18 protein-coding genes and 2 riboswitches are annotated in these 14,209 nt (G+C 63.7%); of the genes, 9 read left to right on the top strand and 9 right to left on the bottom strand.

Annotation, left to right across the window (positions count from 1 at the left end):
• Position 1: 1 nt before the first annotated feature.
• Together cobW and PVV74_RS20065 are read right to left on the bottom strand one after the other, a co-directional pair.
• The gene (cobW, locus tag PVV74_RS20070) at positions 2 to 1,054 is read right to left on the bottom strand and encodes a cobalamin biosynthesis protein CobW (protein WP_274594414.1); all 1,053 of its coding nucleotides are present in this window, start codon (positions 1,052 to 1,054) and stop codon (positions 2 to 4) included.
• Positions 1,051 to 1,428 (bottom strand): DUF1636 domain-containing protein, encoded by a 378-nt coding sequence (locus PVV74_RS20065; RefSeq protein WP_274594413.1) that lies wholly within the window; start codon positions 1,426 to 1,428, stop codon positions 1,051 to 1,053. The genes cobW and PVV74_RS20065 overlap by 4 nt, the downstream gene beginning before the upstream one ends.
• A 77-nt stretch (positions 1,429 to 1,505) precedes the next feature.
• Positions 1,506 to 1,705, bottom strand: a riboswitch (cobalamin riboswitch).
• Between the two features lie 33 nt (positions 1,706 to 1,738).
• On the opposite strand from PVV74_RS20065, the gene cobO reads away from it, so the two are divergent.
• Both cobO and PVV74_RS20055 read left to right on the top strand, forming a co-directional pair.
• On the top strand, positions 1,739 to 2,362 hold the full coding sequence (gene cobO, locus PVV74_RS20060; protein WP_274594412.1) for a cob(I)yrinic acid a,c-diamide adenosyltransferase: 624 nt from the start codon (positions 1,739 to 1,741) through the stop codon (positions 2,360 to 2,362).
• 64 nt (positions 2,363 to 2,426) lie between these two features.
• The gene (locus PVV74_RS20055) at positions 2,427 to 3,872 is read left to right on the top strand and encodes a cobyric acid synthase (RefSeq protein WP_274594411.1); all 1,446 of its coding nucleotides are present in this window, start codon (positions 2,427 to 2,429) and stop codon (positions 3,870 to 3,872) included.
• 2 nt (positions 3,873 to 3,874) lie between these two features.
• On the opposite strand, the gene cobD is transcribed toward PVV74_RS20055, so the two are convergent.
• Genes cobD through PVV74_RS20035 form a run of 4 tightly spaced genes read right to left on the bottom strand, consistent with a single transcriptional unit; the run spans position 3,875 to position 7,137 of the window.
• Positions 3,875 to 4,849, bottom strand: coding sequence for a threonine-phosphate decarboxylase CobD (gene cobD, locus PVV74_RS20050; RefSeq protein WP_274594410.1), 975 nt, complete (start codon positions 4,847 to 4,849; stop codon positions 3,875 to 3,877).
• 7 nt (positions 4,850 to 4,856) lie between these two features.
• Positions 4,857 to 5,792 (bottom strand): adenosylcobinamide-phosphate synthase CbiB, encoded by a 936-nt coding sequence (cbiB, locus tag PVV74_RS20045; RefSeq protein WP_274594409.1) that lies wholly within the window; start codon positions 5,790 to 5,792, stop codon positions 4,857 to 4,859.
• Positions 5,789 to 6,562, bottom strand: coding sequence for a hypothetical protein (locus tag PVV74_RS20040; RefSeq protein WP_274594408.1), 774 nt, complete (start codon positions 6,560 to 6,562; stop codon positions 5,789 to 5,791). Before PVV74_RS20040 ends, cbiB begins: the two co-directional genes overlap by 4 nt.
• Positions 6,559 to 7,137 carry a histidine phosphatase family protein gene (locus PVV74_RS20035; RefSeq protein ID WP_274594407.1) on the bottom strand — a complete coding sequence of 193 codons (579 nt, stop codon included), beginning with the start codon at positions 7,135 to 7,137 and terminating at the stop codon, positions 6,559 to 6,561. Before PVV74_RS20035 ends, PVV74_RS20040 begins: the two co-directional genes overlap by 4 nt.
• A 53-nt stretch (positions 7,138 to 7,190) precedes the next feature.
• On the opposite strand from PVV74_RS20035, the gene cobU reads away from it, so the two are divergent.
• Genes cobU through PVV74_RS20020 form a run of 3 tightly spaced genes read left to right on the top strand, consistent with a single transcriptional unit; the run spans position 7,191 to position 9,443 of the window.
• On the top strand, positions 7,191 to 7,721 hold the full coding sequence (cobU, locus tag PVV74_RS20030; RefSeq protein ID WP_103762030.1) for a bifunctional adenosylcobinamide kinase/adenosylcobinamide-phosphate guanylyltransferase: 531 nt from the start codon (positions 7,191 to 7,193) through the stop codon (positions 7,719 to 7,721).
• Entirely contained in the window at positions 7,705 to 8,721 is a 1,017-nt protein-coding gene (gene cobT / locus PVV74_RS20025; RefSeq protein WP_274594406.1) for a nicotinate-nucleotide--dimethylbenzimidazole phosphoribosyltransferase, read from the top strand. Before cobU ends, cobT begins: the two co-directional genes overlap by 17 nt.
• Complete coding sequence (locus PVV74_RS20020) at positions 8,718 to 9,443, top strand: adenosylcobinamide-GDP ribazoletransferase (RefSeq protein WP_274594405.1); 726 nt, start codon at positions 8,718 to 8,720, stop codon at positions 9,441 to 9,443. The genes cobT and PVV74_RS20020 overlap by 4 nt, the downstream gene beginning before the upstream one ends.
• A gap of 19 nt (positions 9,444 to 9,462) precedes the next feature.
• Here the strand turns inward: PVV74_RS20020 and bluB are convergent, their stop codons facing one another.
• Positions 9,463 to 10,137, bottom strand: coding sequence for a 5,6-dimethylbenzimidazole synthase (bluB, locus tag PVV74_RS20015; protein ID WP_274594404.1), 675 nt, complete (start codon positions 10,135 to 10,137; stop codon positions 9,463 to 9,465).
• A 263-nt stretch (positions 10,138 to 10,400) separates the two neighbouring features.
• A riboswitch (cobalamin riboswitch) is annotated at positions 10,401 to 10,606 on the top strand.
• Between the two features lie 36 nt (positions 10,607 to 10,642).
• Here bluB and PVV74_RS20010 point away from each other — a divergent pair.
• The 3 genes from PVV74_RS20010 to PVV74_RS20000 all read left to right on the top strand — a co-directional run bounded on the left by PVV74_RS20010 (position 10,643) and on the right by PVV74_RS20000 (position 12,097).
• On the top strand, positions 10,643 to 10,819 hold the full coding sequence (locus PVV74_RS20010; RefSeq protein ID WP_274594403.1) for a CbtB domain-containing protein: 177 nt from the start codon (positions 10,643 to 10,645) through the stop codon (positions 10,817 to 10,819).
• A 4-nt stretch (positions 10,820 to 10,823) separates the two neighbouring features.
• Positions 10,824 to 11,525, top strand: a complete 702-nt coding sequence (locus tag PVV74_RS20005) for a CbtA family protein (protein WP_103762034.1) — start codon at positions 10,824 to 10,826, stop codon at positions 11,523 to 11,525.
• A 74-nt stretch (positions 11,526 to 11,599) separates the two neighbouring features.
• Complete coding sequence (locus PVV74_RS20000; protein WP_274594402.1) at positions 11,600 to 12,097, top strand: hypothetical protein; 498 nt, start codon at positions 11,600 to 11,602, stop codon at positions 12,095 to 12,097.
• Here the strand turns inward: PVV74_RS20000 and PVV74_RS19995 are convergent.
• Entirely contained in the window at positions 12,087 to 12,380 is a 294-nt protein-coding gene (locus PVV74_RS19995) for a DUF1636 family protein (RefSeq protein WP_245890412.1), read from the bottom strand. The two genes, PVV74_RS20000 and PVV74_RS19995, sit on opposite strands and share 11 nt — an antisense overlap.
• A 1,077-nt stretch (positions 12,381 to 13,457) precedes the next feature.
• Here PVV74_RS19995 and PVV74_RS19990 point away from each other — a divergent pair.
• Complete coding sequence (locus tag PVV74_RS19990; protein ID WP_274594401.1) at positions 13,458 to 13,685, top strand: hypothetical protein; 228 nt, start codon at positions 13,458 to 13,460, stop codon at positions 13,683 to 13,685.
• Positions 13,686 to 13,696: 11 nt separating this feature from the next.
• Here PVV74_RS19990 and PVV74_RS19985 read toward each other — a convergent pair whose 3' ends face one another.
• Complete coding sequence (locus tag PVV74_RS19985; protein ID WP_274594400.1) at positions 13,697 to 14,107, bottom strand: META domain-containing protein; 411 nt, start codon at positions 14,105 to 14,107, stop codon at positions 13,697 to 13,699.
• Positions 14,108 to 14,209 lie beyond the last annotated feature (102 nt).

Genomic DNA, 14,209 nt, shown 5'->3' with positions numbered 1-14,209 from the left:
GTTACTCGGCCGCCTCGGCCGGAGCCAGTACGGCGCGGATCGCGTCGATATTCACGTCGTCATGCTCGGCGATGACCACGAGGCGCCCGCGGCGGGCCTCGTCCGGTTTCCACGGGCGGTCATATTGATGGCGCACGCGCGCGCCCACCGCCTGCACCAGAAGGCGCATCGGCTTGCCGGCGACGCTGGCATAGCCCTTGACGCGCAGGATGTTCTGGTTGTTGGCGAGGTCCTCGATGCGGGGCACCAGATCGGAAGGATCACCCAGTTCCGGGATGTCGACGACGATGGATTCGAAATCGTCATGCTCGTGGTCGTCGTGATCGTCGTGGTGGCTGGGCCGGGCGTCCATGTCATCCTCGGCGGCGGCTTCGAGCCCGAGGATCACGCGGGGATCGACGACGCCCTCGGCGACCTCGACCACGGGCAGGGGGCGGGGGGCTTCGGCGGCGATGACCTCTTTCGCCTTGGCCACGCCGTCGGGGCCGGCAAGGTCGGGCTTGGTCAGCAGGATGATGTCGGCGCAGGAGATCTGGTCCTCGAACACCTCCGACAGAGGGGTTTCGTGGTCGATGCTGTCATCGGCGAGGCGCTGGGCATCGACCCGGGCCACATCGGGGGCGAAGCGGCCTGCCGCGACGGCCTCGGCATCGGCCAGCGCGATGACGCCGTCGACGGTGATCTTGGAGCGGATATCGGGCCAGTCAAACGCCTTGAGCAGAGGCTTGGGCAAAGCCAGGCCGCTGGTTTCGATCAGGATGTGATCGGGGCGCGGATCGAGCGCCATCAGCGCCTCGATCGTTGGGATGAAATCGTCGGCCACGGTGCAGCAGATGCACCCATTGGCCAGTTCCATGATATTTTCCGCCGGGCAATCGGGAATGGCGCAGCTTTTCAAAATGTCTCCGTCGACGCCTACATCGCCGAACTCGTTGACGACCACGGCCAGACGGCGGCCGCCGGGGTTCTGCATCAGGTGGCGCACCAGCGTTGTCTTGCCGGAGCCCAGAAAGCCCGTAATGACGGTGACGGGAAGTTTTGCAAAATCGGTCATTGGTCAGCCTTTGCAGTCAGGGGTGGGATGCGCGCAACGCAGTTGCGCTTGAAATGTTCGGGGCGTTGGCGCCACGGGATCAGCCCGTCCTCGGTCTGCTGATAGAGGACCGCGCCTTCCAGCAGCATGTCGGGATGCGACGTTTCATCGAGATTTCCGTACAGATACGTCCAGCGTTCGCCGCCGCGCATGGCGGCGGTGCAGCCTGCGTCGCAGTTTTGCAGGCATTCGACGGGGGTCACGGTGACGCCGTCGGGCAGCGCACGCGCCGTCACCTCGTCATAGAGGCGCTGGCCGGGGCGGCGCTCGTCCTCTGGAGTTTCCTGCCCCTTGCGGCACTTGATGCAGATCAGCAGTTCTATGCGCGCGCTCATGTGTCCTCCACTGTCGGGGGTGCGCGCGGGGGTGGCGGGTGGCCACCCATCCGAGCCCGGCACACCCCGTCCGGTTCGTCTGTTCCTTCTTGTTGGCAGGTCTCCCGGCTTGCGGTTTCGGGCCCTTCGGCCCACGGTTTCCGGCCTTCCCGGCATTGCGCCAGTGGCGGTGGAAACCTTCCCGGTTCACGGTCGCGGGGGCGGCTGTGCCTGGCGCGATGCGCTGCACATTCCCTTTTCACCTGTTTACACAGGCACCAACACGGTGCGACATGCTGCGAAAACCCACCTTGTGTCAAGGAGACGTCCCATGTCCGACCCGTCCGAAGCGGAAAAGACTGCCCGCCACAACGAGAAGATGAAGAAGATAAAGGCCGCGCGGGACCGGATGATGGCGGACAAGACCGAGGAGAAAGGCTTGATCATGGTCCATACCGGACCGGGCAAGGGCAAGTCGTCTTCGGGATTCGGGATGATTCTGCGCTGCATCGCGCATGGGATGCCGTGCGCGGTGGTGCAGTTCATCAAGGGCAACTGGGTGACCGGAGAGGCCGAGATGCTGCGCAACCGCTTTTCGGACGAATGCCGGTTCTTCATTTCGGGCGAAGGGTTCACCTGGGAGACGCAGGACCGGGAACGCGATATCGCCGCCGCGCAGAACGGCTGGACCATCGCCAAGGAGCAGATTCGCGATCCCGAGATGAAGTTCGTGCTGCTGGACGAGATCAACATCGCGTTGCGCTATGACTATATCGACATCGACGAGGTCGTGGACTTTTTGCTGCACGAGAAACCGGCGATGACGCATGTCTGCCTGACGGGGCGCAATGCCAAGCCCGAACTGATCGAGGCGGCCGACTTGGTGACCGAGATGAGCCTGGTGAAGCATCCGTTCCGGGATGGGATCAAAGCCCAGAAGGGTGTCGAGTTCTGATGCGTCCTATCGTGGTCCTCGGGGATAGTCGCCCGAGACCAATACCTGGTATCGAGGTCCGCCCATGCCTGCAATAATGATTCAGGGCACGGGGTCCAATGTCGGCAAGTCGATGCTGGTGGCCGGCCTGTGCCGGGCCGCGCGGCATCGAGGCTTGAGTGTGGCGCCGTTCAAGCCGCAGAACATGTCGAACAACGCCGCAGTGACGGCGGACGGTGGCGAGATCGGCCGTGCGCAGGCGTTGCAGGCGATGGCCTGTGGGGTGACGTTGCACACCGATATGAATCCGGTTCTGCTGAAGCCTGAAACGGATGTCGGGGCGCAGGTGATCGTGCAAGGCAAGCGTCTGACCACGGCAAAGGCGCTGGAGTATTCCAAGTTGAAACCGACGCTGATGTCGGCCGTTCAGGACAGTTTTGCCAGACTGAGGGCACAGCATGATCTTGTGATTGTCGAGGGGGCAGGCTCGCCCGCCGAGATCAACCTGCGGAAGGGCGACATTGCGAATATGGGCTTTGCCGAGGCGGCGGATGTGCCCGTGGTCCTGTGTGGCGATATCGATCGCGGCGGTGTCATTGCGCAGATCGTCGGCACGCAGGCGGTTCTGCCGAAGGCGGATGCCGCGCGTATCGGTGGCTTTCTGGTCAACAAGTTCCGCGGCGATCCGACGCTTTTCGAGGATGGATACCGGGAAATCGAAGCGCGCACCGGTTGGCGCGGCTATGGCGTGGCGCCGTGGTTTCCCGAGGCGTGGCGGTTGCCGGCGGAGGACGCGCTGGATATCGCCGACAGCCCGGTTCAGGGCGCGTTTCACATCGTCTGCCTGCAATTGTCACGGATCGCGAATTTCGACGACCTGGACCCGCTGACGCAGGAGCCGGGCGTGCGCGTGACCATGTTGGAACCGGGGCAGGTGTTGCCGCTTGATTCGGATCTGGTGATCATTCCGGGCTCGAAATCGACACGCGGTGATCTGGACTTTCTCCGCCGGCAGGGGTGGGACGTCGACCTTTTGGCGCATCACCGGCGGGGCGGCAGGGTGCTGGGCATCTGCGGCGGTTACCAGATGCTTGGCCGTAACGTCTCGGATCCGGAAGGAATCGAGGGGCCGCCGGGGGACTCGCCGGGACTCGGATTGCTGGATATCGAGACGGTCATGGGGGGCGACAAGAGCGTGACCCAGGTTGACGCGCACCACGTGGGGCTGGATCTTCCATTTGCCGGGTACGAGATTCATATCGGCCGCAGTGACGGGTCGGACCGCGCGAGACCGTTCGCCAGGGTGGATGGCGTGGCCGAGGGGGCGGTGTCTGCCGATGGTCGCGTGGCGGGCAGCTATCTGCACGGGATGTTCGGCGATGACAGGTTCCGAGCGACTTGGCTTAACTCGAACGGGGCCGATGCCTCGGATCTGGGATATCAGGTCATGGTGGAGCGCACGCTGGATGAACTGGCGGCGCATCTTGAGACGCATCTGGATGTTGCGGGTCTTTTGGCGCTTGCAAGATGAGGTCAGGCGGCTCCGATCGCCTCGTCCAGCTGCTGCCAGCGGGTTTGCGGTGGCAGTCCGAGGCGTAGCCAACGGTCTGAATAGGGGAAGATGCGGGACCACACGCTGTGCATTGCGAGAGCCTCTTGTACCTTATGCGCATCGGGCACCTCGTAGGTGCGAAAGAGCGGGGTACCTCCGACCAGCGTCCAGCTGGCGCGGGAGGCGAAGGAATCCAGCCGCGCGGCGTCTTGGATCAGCCTTTCGACCGTGCGCGCCTGCCACCCGGTGTCGGCCAGCGCCGCGCAGGCTATTTCGATGGCGGGACCCGAGACGGGCCATGGGCCTGCCAGATCGCTAAGACGGTCGGCGACCGCCCCCGAGGCGAGGGCGAAACCGAGCCGCAGGCCCGCGAGACCGTAGAACTTTCCGAAGGACCGCAGGACGACGCAATTGACAGGACAGTCTATGGAGCCGATGGAAAGGTGCGGCTCTGGATCGACAAAGCTTTCGTCGACAATAAGCAGCCCCACATCGGAGGCGAGGTCGAGTAATGCCTCGGGCGCGGTGCGACGGCCGTCGGGATTGTTGGGGTTGACCACTACCGCAAGGTCCGAGCCCCGCAGGGCGTTTACCGACGCGACCTCTTCGACCTGCCAGCCGCAGGCCCTGAGGGCGGCGGCGTGTTCGTTGTAGGTGGGTGCCAGGACGGTGGCGCGGCCTGGCTTGGCCAGCCTCGGCACCAGTTGGATGGCGCCCTGTGCGCCGTTCATCGGGATGACGCGCAGGGACGTGGCGTAGGCGCTGGCCGCCGCGTCGCGCAACCGCGCCAGGTCGGATTTGCGCGGCAGAACTGCCCAGGCGTCGCCGGAGATCGGCGGCACAGGGTAGGGTTCGGGATTGATGCCCGTCGACAAATCGAGCCAGTCGGCGGGGGCGCCGCCCAGCCTTGCAATAGCGGCGTCCAAGTTGCCGCCGTGATCTCGGACTTCCGTCATGATGCCCTTAGAGCAGCGCAAGACCGGCCAGCGCAAGGGCGCAAAGTGCCATCGCGCGCCGGTAGAGCGACAAGGCGCGCAACAGATCTTCGGGGGTCGGATCGGGGGCAGTGCCGTTCAACCAGGGCTCGTCGTTGGCGCGCCCGTCATAGATGCGGGGGCCGGACAGGCGGACGTTCAGGGCACCGGCCATCGCGGACTCGGGCCAGCCCGCATTCGGGGACCGGTGCCCGGGCGCGTCCTGCTGCATCACGTGAAGCGTGTGAAAGAACGCCCCCGAGACCAGTGCGAAGAAGATGCCGGTCAGGCGGGCGGGGAGCCAGTTGACGCAATCATCCAGCCGGGCGGCGGCTTTGCCGAAGGCCTCGAACCGGTCGTTGCGGTGGCCGATCATGGAATCCATGGTGTTGATGGCCTTGTAGGCGGCGATGCCGGGCAGGCCCAGGATCACGCCCCAGAATAAAGGAGCGATGATGCCGTCGGAGGTGTTCTCGGCAAGGCTTTCGGTGGCTGCCCGCGCGATGGCCGGCGGATCGAGTTGGGACGGGTCGCGCCCGACGATCATACTGACGGCATGACGGGCAACTGGCGTATCCCCGGCGGCCAGCGGGCGCGCCACGGCGGCAACATGCGCGTGCATGGAACGCATGGCGACCAGCGGCCAGGCCAGCCCTGCGCCGATCATTGCGCCGACCCACCCGTGGGGCAGGACAGCCTGAACGAGCAGGGCGGGCAGGCCAGCGAGAAAGGTGATGCCCGTGACCGTCACTGCGCCGGCGATCAGACACCGGCGGCGGGAGCCGGTGTTTAGCCGGCGCTCGGCCATGGTAATGGCCTGGCCAAGCCAGGTGACGGGGTGGCCGATACGGGCGTAGAGCCTGTCGGGCCAGCCAAAGGCAAGGTCCAGCGCCAGAGCGCCCAGCATCATCAGTGCGAAACTCATGCGCGGCCCGTCTCGAAGTTGAAAACGGATGTGAGGCCCGTTTCTTGCAACGCGGCTGCGCCTCCTCGCGGGATGGTTCCCGGTGCAAAGATCAACCCGCGAGCGGATCCAGTATGGGCGCGCACTGTGCCCAATGCGCAGAGATCCCTTGCGAGATCGGCCATCGGATCGCATGGGCCACGACGCGCTGTGCAGCGACGCGCGGACTCCGAGGCGATGGCAGCAACGCGGGGAAGGTCGCGTGCCAAGGTCGCATCGGCCCATTCATCGGCCAGGTCCGACACGTCGTCGAATACATCGTCCTGTGCGTCGGTACAGAGGGGCGCGCCCCACAGACCGCCAAGGATCGTGGCACGGGGCGGGGCGGACATCGCTCTGATCACCTCACCCGAACGGGACGCCCAGAGGTGCTGATCGGGCGCGTCGAACATTAGCGGATCGGTGGCGCCCTCGATGGCGATGCAAGCCTTGGCCAACTGTTCGGGTGTGCCGCCATACCCTGCTGCTCTGGCGGCCGCCACCAGCGTTGCCGTCGATCCGCCTGCCCCGATGCCAAGCGCGAAATTGCGGCTTGCGCCGGGAAGGGCATCCAGCCCCAGGTCGCTTGCAAAGCGGGCGAGTTGATCCGCGTTGAAAGGCAAGGCCTCCTCGGACGGGGCCGTGACGCGCATCGCGGAACAGGCCAGGGTGATCAGGGCGACGGGCCCCGAAGGCCCGAGCCGGCCCTGAATCCATTCACCGAAATGACCGCAGACCGTGACATGAGTCATGTGCGGTTGACCTCGATCACCGAAAGCGGGCCATCGGGGCCACACCGCAGCCGCGTTACCGACAGGTGCGCCACCTCGAATGCCAGCCCGCCGGAGCCGTGTCCGGTCACGAAGCCGAGCGCGGCGCGGATCACGCCGGCATGAACGACCAGCGCCACCGGGCCGTGCGCCGCGGCGTGGCGCCCATGCTCGATCAGGGCGGGGGACACGCGCGCGCAGAGGTCGTCGAAACTTTCGCCGCCGGGTGATCGGTGGGCTGCCAGGGTCGCGCTGTCCAAAACGCCGATGTCGGGTAGCGCGTCAAGCGCCATGCCGTCATGCGTGCCGAAGTCCTGCTCCCAAAGTCGTGTATCCTGTTCGTATGTGCCGAAAATCGCGTCGGCTGTCTGGAGGCAGCGTCGTGCCGGACTGCTGATGACCCGCGAGATGGAGGTCAGCCGATCTTTGAGTTGGGCGACCGCCTTGGTGTCGAGGGCAGCCTCGACATCGGTGCGGCCATAGAGGCGTCCCGGAACGGCCACTTGGGCGTGACGGATCAGGATAAGCTCTGGCCGGATGGGCGCAACGGGTTCCAAGACGTCGCCTTTCAGCTTTCTTTTTTCCTCGAAAAGTGCTTTCCCACGCTGCAATGAAAAAGTCGATACTCATCACCGGGGGGGCACGTTCCGGCAAGTCCGCACTGGCAGAACGGATGGCTTTGCAGCCCGCCGGCCGGGCGATCTATATCGCCACGGCGCGTCTGCACGCAGGCGACGACGAGATGGCCGAGCGCGTGGCGAAACACAAGGCGCGGCGCGGTGCGGCGTGGCAGGATGTTCATGCGCCGACCGACCTGGCCGGAGCATTGCAAGACACCGATGGTACACTGCCTCGGCTCGTCGATTGCCTGACGCTGTGGTTGACCAACCTCATCCTGGAAGACAGCGATTGGTGGGGCGAGACCGGCAGGTTGGTCAAGACGCTGGAGCGCCAGGCCGCGCCGGTCGTTTTTGTTACCAACGAGGTGGGGCAGGGGATCGTCCCGGAGAACAAGCTGGCCCGGCTGTTCCGCGATGCCGCGGGGCAGGTGAACCAATCCGTGGCGCAGGCCTGTGAAGAGGTTTGGCTGACCGTGGCGGGCTACCCGATGAAGGTGAAGCCGAATGACCATTCTTTCTGACGTCTCGTCGCTGGACGAGGTTGCGGGCCTCGCCGGTAGTTTGCCCCTATCCGACGATAAGGCGGCCGAGGCGGCGCTGGCGCGCCAGAACAGCCTGACCAAACCGCCGGGCGCGCTGGGGCGGCTGGAGGAACTGGCTATCTTCATGGCGGGTTGGCAAGGCAGGGAACGGCCCTCCATCGCCAGCGCGCAGTCCCTGATCTTTGCGGGAAATCACGGTGTCTGCGCGCAGGGGGTCAATCCGTTTCCACAGGATGTGACGGCGCAGATGGTGGCGAATTTCGAGAACGGCGGCGCCGCGATCAATCAATTGTGCCGCGCGAACGAGGCCAATCTGTCGGTGATTGCGATGGAGCTGGACCGGCCGACTTCGGATATCACCGCCGCGCCGGCCATGTCGGACGCTGATACACTGGACGCCCTGCGCCGCGGGGCCGCGGCCGTCGATCCCGGCGTCAGCGTCTTGACCCTCGGCGAGATGGGTATCGGCAATTCGACCATCGCCGCCGCGATGGCCAAGGGCGCATTCGGCGGAGACGCGGCGCTTTGGGTCGGGAAGGGAACGGGGTCAGATGACGCAGGGGTCGCGCGCAAGATCGACGTGGTGTCACGCGCCTGCACGCTTCACGCGGATGCCGTTGGGCTGGACATTCTTGCCCGGCTCGGCGGGAGGGAGCAGGCGGCGATCTGCGGCGCCGTGCTGGAGGCGCGGGCGCGGCGTATTCCGGTCATCCTCGACGGGTTCATCTGCACGGCCGCGACCGTGCCGCTTTTTGCTGCCGACCGGCGGTTTCTCGACCATTGCCTTGTCGGTCATGTCAGCCGTGAGCCGGGCCATGCGCGGCTTCTGTCGGAACTGGGGATGCGGCCGATCCTGTCGCTGGACATGGCGCTGGGCGAAGGGTCGGGCGCGGCGATTGCGCTGGGCGTGTTGCGCGCGGCGCTGGCCTGTCACAACGGGATGGCGACATTTGCCGAGGCGGGGGTGTCGGGTCAATGAGCCTGCGTGCGCGCATTGCCGAGCTTCAACTGGCGGTGATGCTGCTGACCCGGCTTCCAGCCGGGCGGATCGGTGACGACCCACCGACGATGCTGGCCGCGCGGTGGGCCTTCGTGCCGGTGGGGTCCGTTGTCGGCGCTCTGACGTGGATGATTTTCAGTCTGGCGGAGGCGATTGGCGCGCCGGATCAAATTTCGGCTCTCCTGGCGTTGGGCGCAATGGCGCTGGTCACTGGAGCGCTGCATTTCGATGGGCTTGCGGATTTTGCCGACGGCCATGGTGGCGGACGTGACAAGGCGCACGCGCTGGAGATCATGCGCGACAGCCGCATCGGCAGCTACGGCGTGGTTGCGGTGGGGGTGGTCGCGGCGCTGTGGGCGGTGTCCGTAGCCGCCGCCGATCCCGGCTTTTGGGCGTTCGTCGGCGCAGCGATGCTGAGCCGGGGGGGCATGGTCGCGGTCCAGGAGAGTCTTACCCCGGCCCGCGCGGATGGTCTGGGGAAAAGCGCGGCGGGCCGCAGCAGGGCCGCGCGGGGCGTTCTCGCGGCTTTGGCGGCTGTGGCGCTGGTGATTTCGCCTTGGACGCTGCTGGCCTGCGCGATGGTGACAGTTGCCATCGGCTGGCTGGCATGGCGAAAAATCGGCGGACAGACCGGCGATGTTCTGGGGGCCGTGCAAATGGTCTCGGAAACCGCGATCTGGGTCACAGTGGCGTGCCTTTGACGGCCTTTTTGCCGGGCTGTCAGTCCTGCCAGCCCTCGTACATGATAAGGTCATCGAGCGATATCCGCTGCCGCCACCCCTTGGCTGCCAGTTCGGGTTGGTCGTAGAGCTGATCGACATATCCCACGCAGAGATAGGCCACCAGCTCGACATGTTCGGGGATGCCGAGCAGAGCGGCGATTTCGCGGTGATCGAAGATGCTGACCCATCCCACGCCGATCCCCTCGGCGCGGGCGGCGAGCCATAGGTTCTGCACCGCGCAGACTGTCGAATAAAGGTCCATGTCACGGTTGTGCGTGCGCCCGAGGATCACCTTTCCGCCGCGGGTACGATCGCAGGTGACCACGATATTGAGCGGCGCTTTGGTGATCCCTTCGAGCTTCAGCGACCTGTAGGCGGACTGACGATCATCGGGGAACATGGCGGCGGCTTCTTCGTTGGCGCGGTTGAAGATGCTGTGCACCTGGGTTCTGAGTTCGGCGTCACGCAACAGAATGAAGTTCCACGGCTGCATGAAGCCGACGGAGGGCGCGGCGTGGGCCGCTTCGAGGATTCGGCGCAGCGCGTCTTCGTCGATCGGGTCTGGTAGGAACTCGTTCCGCACGTCGCGGCGCGCCTCGATGATGTCGTAGAGACATTGCCTTTCGTGCGAGGAAAAGACACGCGCCGGACTTGGCTTGAGTTGATCCGCCATGGAGGGGCTCCGGGATGGATGCGGCGAGTTTCAGGCGACCCTATCGGAGGGCGATGCCGTGTGAGACGCGTCGGCAAGCGGCATTGCTTTGATGTCCGGCGCGGCGGTTGTCGTGTCTATGTCAGAGTGGGGCGGGACTTTGCAAGCCTGACACAGAGTACGTTTCCAAGCCGGCCAGGGACGTTCGCTTTGCGGTTCAGTCGCTGGGTTCGAGATTCGCCTATCGTTTTGCGTTGTATTGTTGACAGGTCGCGGTGCTTGCTAGACTAACGAGAGTGATCAGTTCCATTTCCGCAAGAAATGGAGAACAGGGAACGCGGTGCGCCTGAAAACATTCGGCAATTCCGTGGCTGTCCCCGCAACTGTAGGCGGCGAATCAGGCTGAATACGTCACTGGAGCAATCCGGGAAGGCCAGCCAGACGATGAAGACCCGCAAGCCAGGAGACCTGCTGATCGCGACTGAAACCACAAGGCCTTCGGGTGTGAAGGCAAAGAGGTACTACTATGATTGTAAAGACTGCATCCACCGCACGGGCAACATCGGCCTCCGGGCTCGTTTCGGTGATCGCCATCGCCGCGCTGGGCCTTGGCGTGATCTTCGTGGCAGGCCACGTTCAGGCCGCGGCGCTGCACGACGCGGCGCATGACGTGCGTCACGCCACCGGCTTCCCCTGCCACTGAACCGATGTTCACGCGTCTGCTGACCAGCGCCTTGTTCGCTGGCGCTGCCGCAGGGTTGATTATCGCCCTGGTGCAGCTTTTTTTCGTTCAACCGGTCCTTCTTCATGCCGAGCTTTATGAAGGTGGCGACCTGGTGCATTTCGGGACCGAATCGACCGCTTCAGCCACGCCAGAGCTGCCGGGCTTCGATGCCGTGCGGGATGGTTTGAGTATCATTTTCACGATGCTGATCTATTCCGGTTACGCGATGATCCTGGTGGCGCTGATGTCGCTGGCTGAAAGCCGTGGTGCGGCAATCGACGCTCGCACGGGCCTGATCTGGGGCGTTGCCGGGTTTGTCGCGGTACACCTTGCACCGGGCTTTACCCTCGCGCCGGAAGTTCCGGGCGTGGCTGCGGCGGATGTCTACGAGCGCCAGATCTGGTGGTTTGCAACCGTGCTGACGGCCGCGATCGCCATGTGGCTGATCGCGTTCAGCCGGAACTGGGCCGGATGGGGTGCAGCCGTTGTGCTCTTACTGGCGCCGCATGTCATCGGTGCGCCCGAGCCTGAAGTCTTTACCGGACCGGTTCCGACCGAGATCGGCGCCTTGTTCGCGTCGCGCGCTCTTGGAACCGGACTGGCCGCCTGGGTCATGCTGGGGGCCTTCGCGGGCTTCTTTTGGTCGCGCGAAAGTGAAACGACCGGCCAGGCTCAGACCGTCTGACACTGGCACATCATTGCTCGGGCGCGTGCCTTGCGCGCCCGTTCTCTTTATCGAACATGACGTTGGATTCGCCCATGGACCGTTCCATTCCAATGCTTCTTATCGGCCTCGTTTTCGGCGGGGGACTTGGATTCACGGTGGCTGCGGCGAACGGCGTCACCTTTGACGGGCATGATCATGGCGATCCGGCTCCTCATGGCGGTCCTGAGCAGCACGCCGGCGCGGCCATGCACGATCATGGCGCCATGTTGTCGGTCCCGGCAGGCGCCGATGCGCCGAAGCTGGAGATCGAGGTGACGCCTGATCCGTCCGCCGGCTGGAACCTGCATATCATGACCGAGAACTTTCGGCTCTCGCCGGAGAATGCCAGCCGCGCCCATGTTCCGGGCGAAGGACATGCCCATGTCTATGCCAACGGCGTCAAGCTGGCTCGCGTCTATGGCCCCTGGATGCATCTGGACACCCTGCCCGAAGGCGAGGTGGAACTTGAGGTGGTATTGAACAGTAACGATCACCGGCCACTGGCCGTGGGCGGTGCTCCGGTTGCGCAGAGCGTCATGCTCAGCAACTGAGCGCCGGGACGCGGCCGACCAGACAAAACCGAAGTCTACCGCATGGCTGCGCGTCCTCGATCCAGCCGTCGGGGGCGGCAAGATAGGCGTGCAAGGTTGCGACGATATCTTCTGCATCCGCCGCCGGATCTACCCCGTTGAAGAAATATATGGCCCGGCCCGGCCCCTGCATAGCCATGGAAACCGGACTGGCACAGCCATTCATGCACCCGCGTTCGACGATACTCACCGCGTCTGCCAGCCCTGTGGCCGTCAATTCCTCGCGCAGAGGTCCAAAGTCCAAAGGACCGCAGTTCTGACAGAAATGGACAGTGGCGGAGGGGTTCATTCGGTGTCTCGCGTTGCGTCGTCACGTTGAGGCATACAGATCCTGCGCCTCTGGTCAATTCGGGCAGGATTTTGAGGCGTGGCCCGGACCGCTCAGCGTCTCGGGCTTTCCAGTTGGGCATCTGCCTCCCTGCGGTCAAACGCAACCGCACAGGCGTTCAGCAGGGCGCTGTCGCTGTGCCAAGGGCGATTGGCGGATCGCGTATCGACGACCGTCACCGTTTGAAGTCAGCGCCAAGGGGACGGTTTAAGCTGGTTTGATAAGGGAACGTTTCGAGAACCTGAGTTGAGGCAACGTGTCGGCATGCTAGCTGAAACGCTGCATCGGGCTTTCCAGCCAACCCGATCTCTCTCGGGATTGCCCTTCTAGGCATGTTGTATCCTGATGATGCAAATAGATGGAGCGGCAAAAGAACCGATGAAGGGGTGTGTAGATGGGGTATCTGGCTGCTGACCCGTGGCATCGGGCGGCATGGCCGTGGCACCACCGCCCGATCACTTGATACACGCAGGAAATAGACAAAACGCGGTGCATCCGAATTTGTCGCTCGGCCTTTCGTCGATACCGATCCAGAGAATTTCCTGCCGATAATCCGATCGTTGGGTGTCGAAGCTATCATGTTCGTCGCCTCGTCAGCGAAGGTCTGACCCGCACTGTGGACGTTGTCGAGTCGACTAATAAAAGCCCGATAAGATGAAAGTGCTGAAGCGCGTAGCGCGCATTATGTACATGTCTAGACGGGCGTATTGCCGACCTTCGCTGCACGATTGCGGAAAGTCTGCTTATTGGATCCAACGAAGGTTGATGTCTTTTTTCTCCGCAAGGGGAAATCTGCATTTCTGGGTTTGAAAGGCGTTTGTACAAATGGCACCGTAAACATTATCTCCCTCAACAGGACACACACCCGTGCGACACACCATTCTTCGAGTTGCTATTACAGGCTTCATTTTGCTTGCGGCGCACCCGGCTTCTGCGAATTCTCTATTGCGACAGATCGATCGAACAGGGCTGACGCAGCAGGATCTCAACATCATGGTCCGAACCGGTGGAGAGCTTTATGTCAGCCGGAAAGCGCTGCCAGGGGACGATACGATCTGGTCGAACCCTGAGACGGGAGCTTATGGATCGGTTGAAATCGCGTCTGTCTCCGGCAATTGTGTCGGACTGAACTACAAGTTCAGGACACGTCGGCAGGCCCGCATCCAGACAGTGCAGACGCAACGGTGTCTGACCGATGGCCGCTGGATCCTTGCGCCTTAATACAGCAGGTTTCAAGGCAGATAGACGGCTTCCAGTTCCGCGAGGCTCCTGCCCTTGTCATCCATGAAGCGTAGGCTGCGCCCGCCGATCAGATGCGTGGTTGCCGCTCCCAGAACAGCGCCCAAGCGCGCTTCCCACATGGCAAGGTCGTCAGGGCAGGCCATCATCGTGCTGGCCGGTTGACCGAAGGATAGTGTGCTTTCGGAGACGGAGACGCTGCCGCGCATCATGTTGCAGCCGACCGACGCATTGAACGTCTTCTCGTCCGGGCGGATCACGAGAAAGGGCTCGCGCTCTGGCGGCGACCAATCCAGACTTTCGCCTTCCAGAGAAGCAATCCGCCAGACTGTACCATCCAGGGTCGGAGATTTCGTTGCTCGGGCGCAAGTTTCACCCGGCCACGTTGCTCCAAGCTCCGTCACTGATCCTCCCCCAATGAAGTGGTCCTCCGCTATGTTTAGGAAAACGGAGGAACCACATGGCAATCAAGCGACCGAAGCCCGAAGAAATTATCACGAAGTTAC

It is taken from the genome of Roseovarius sp. SK2 (genome assembly GCF_028807495.1).
In the GTDB taxonomy this organism is placed as follows: Bacteria; Pseudomonadota; Alphaproteobacteria; order Rhodobacterales; family Rhodobacteraceae; genus Roseovarius; species Roseovarius confluentis.
The sequence above is the reverse complement of the archived record's forward strand: the minus strand, read 5'-3'. Positions and strand labels throughout refer to the sequence as shown.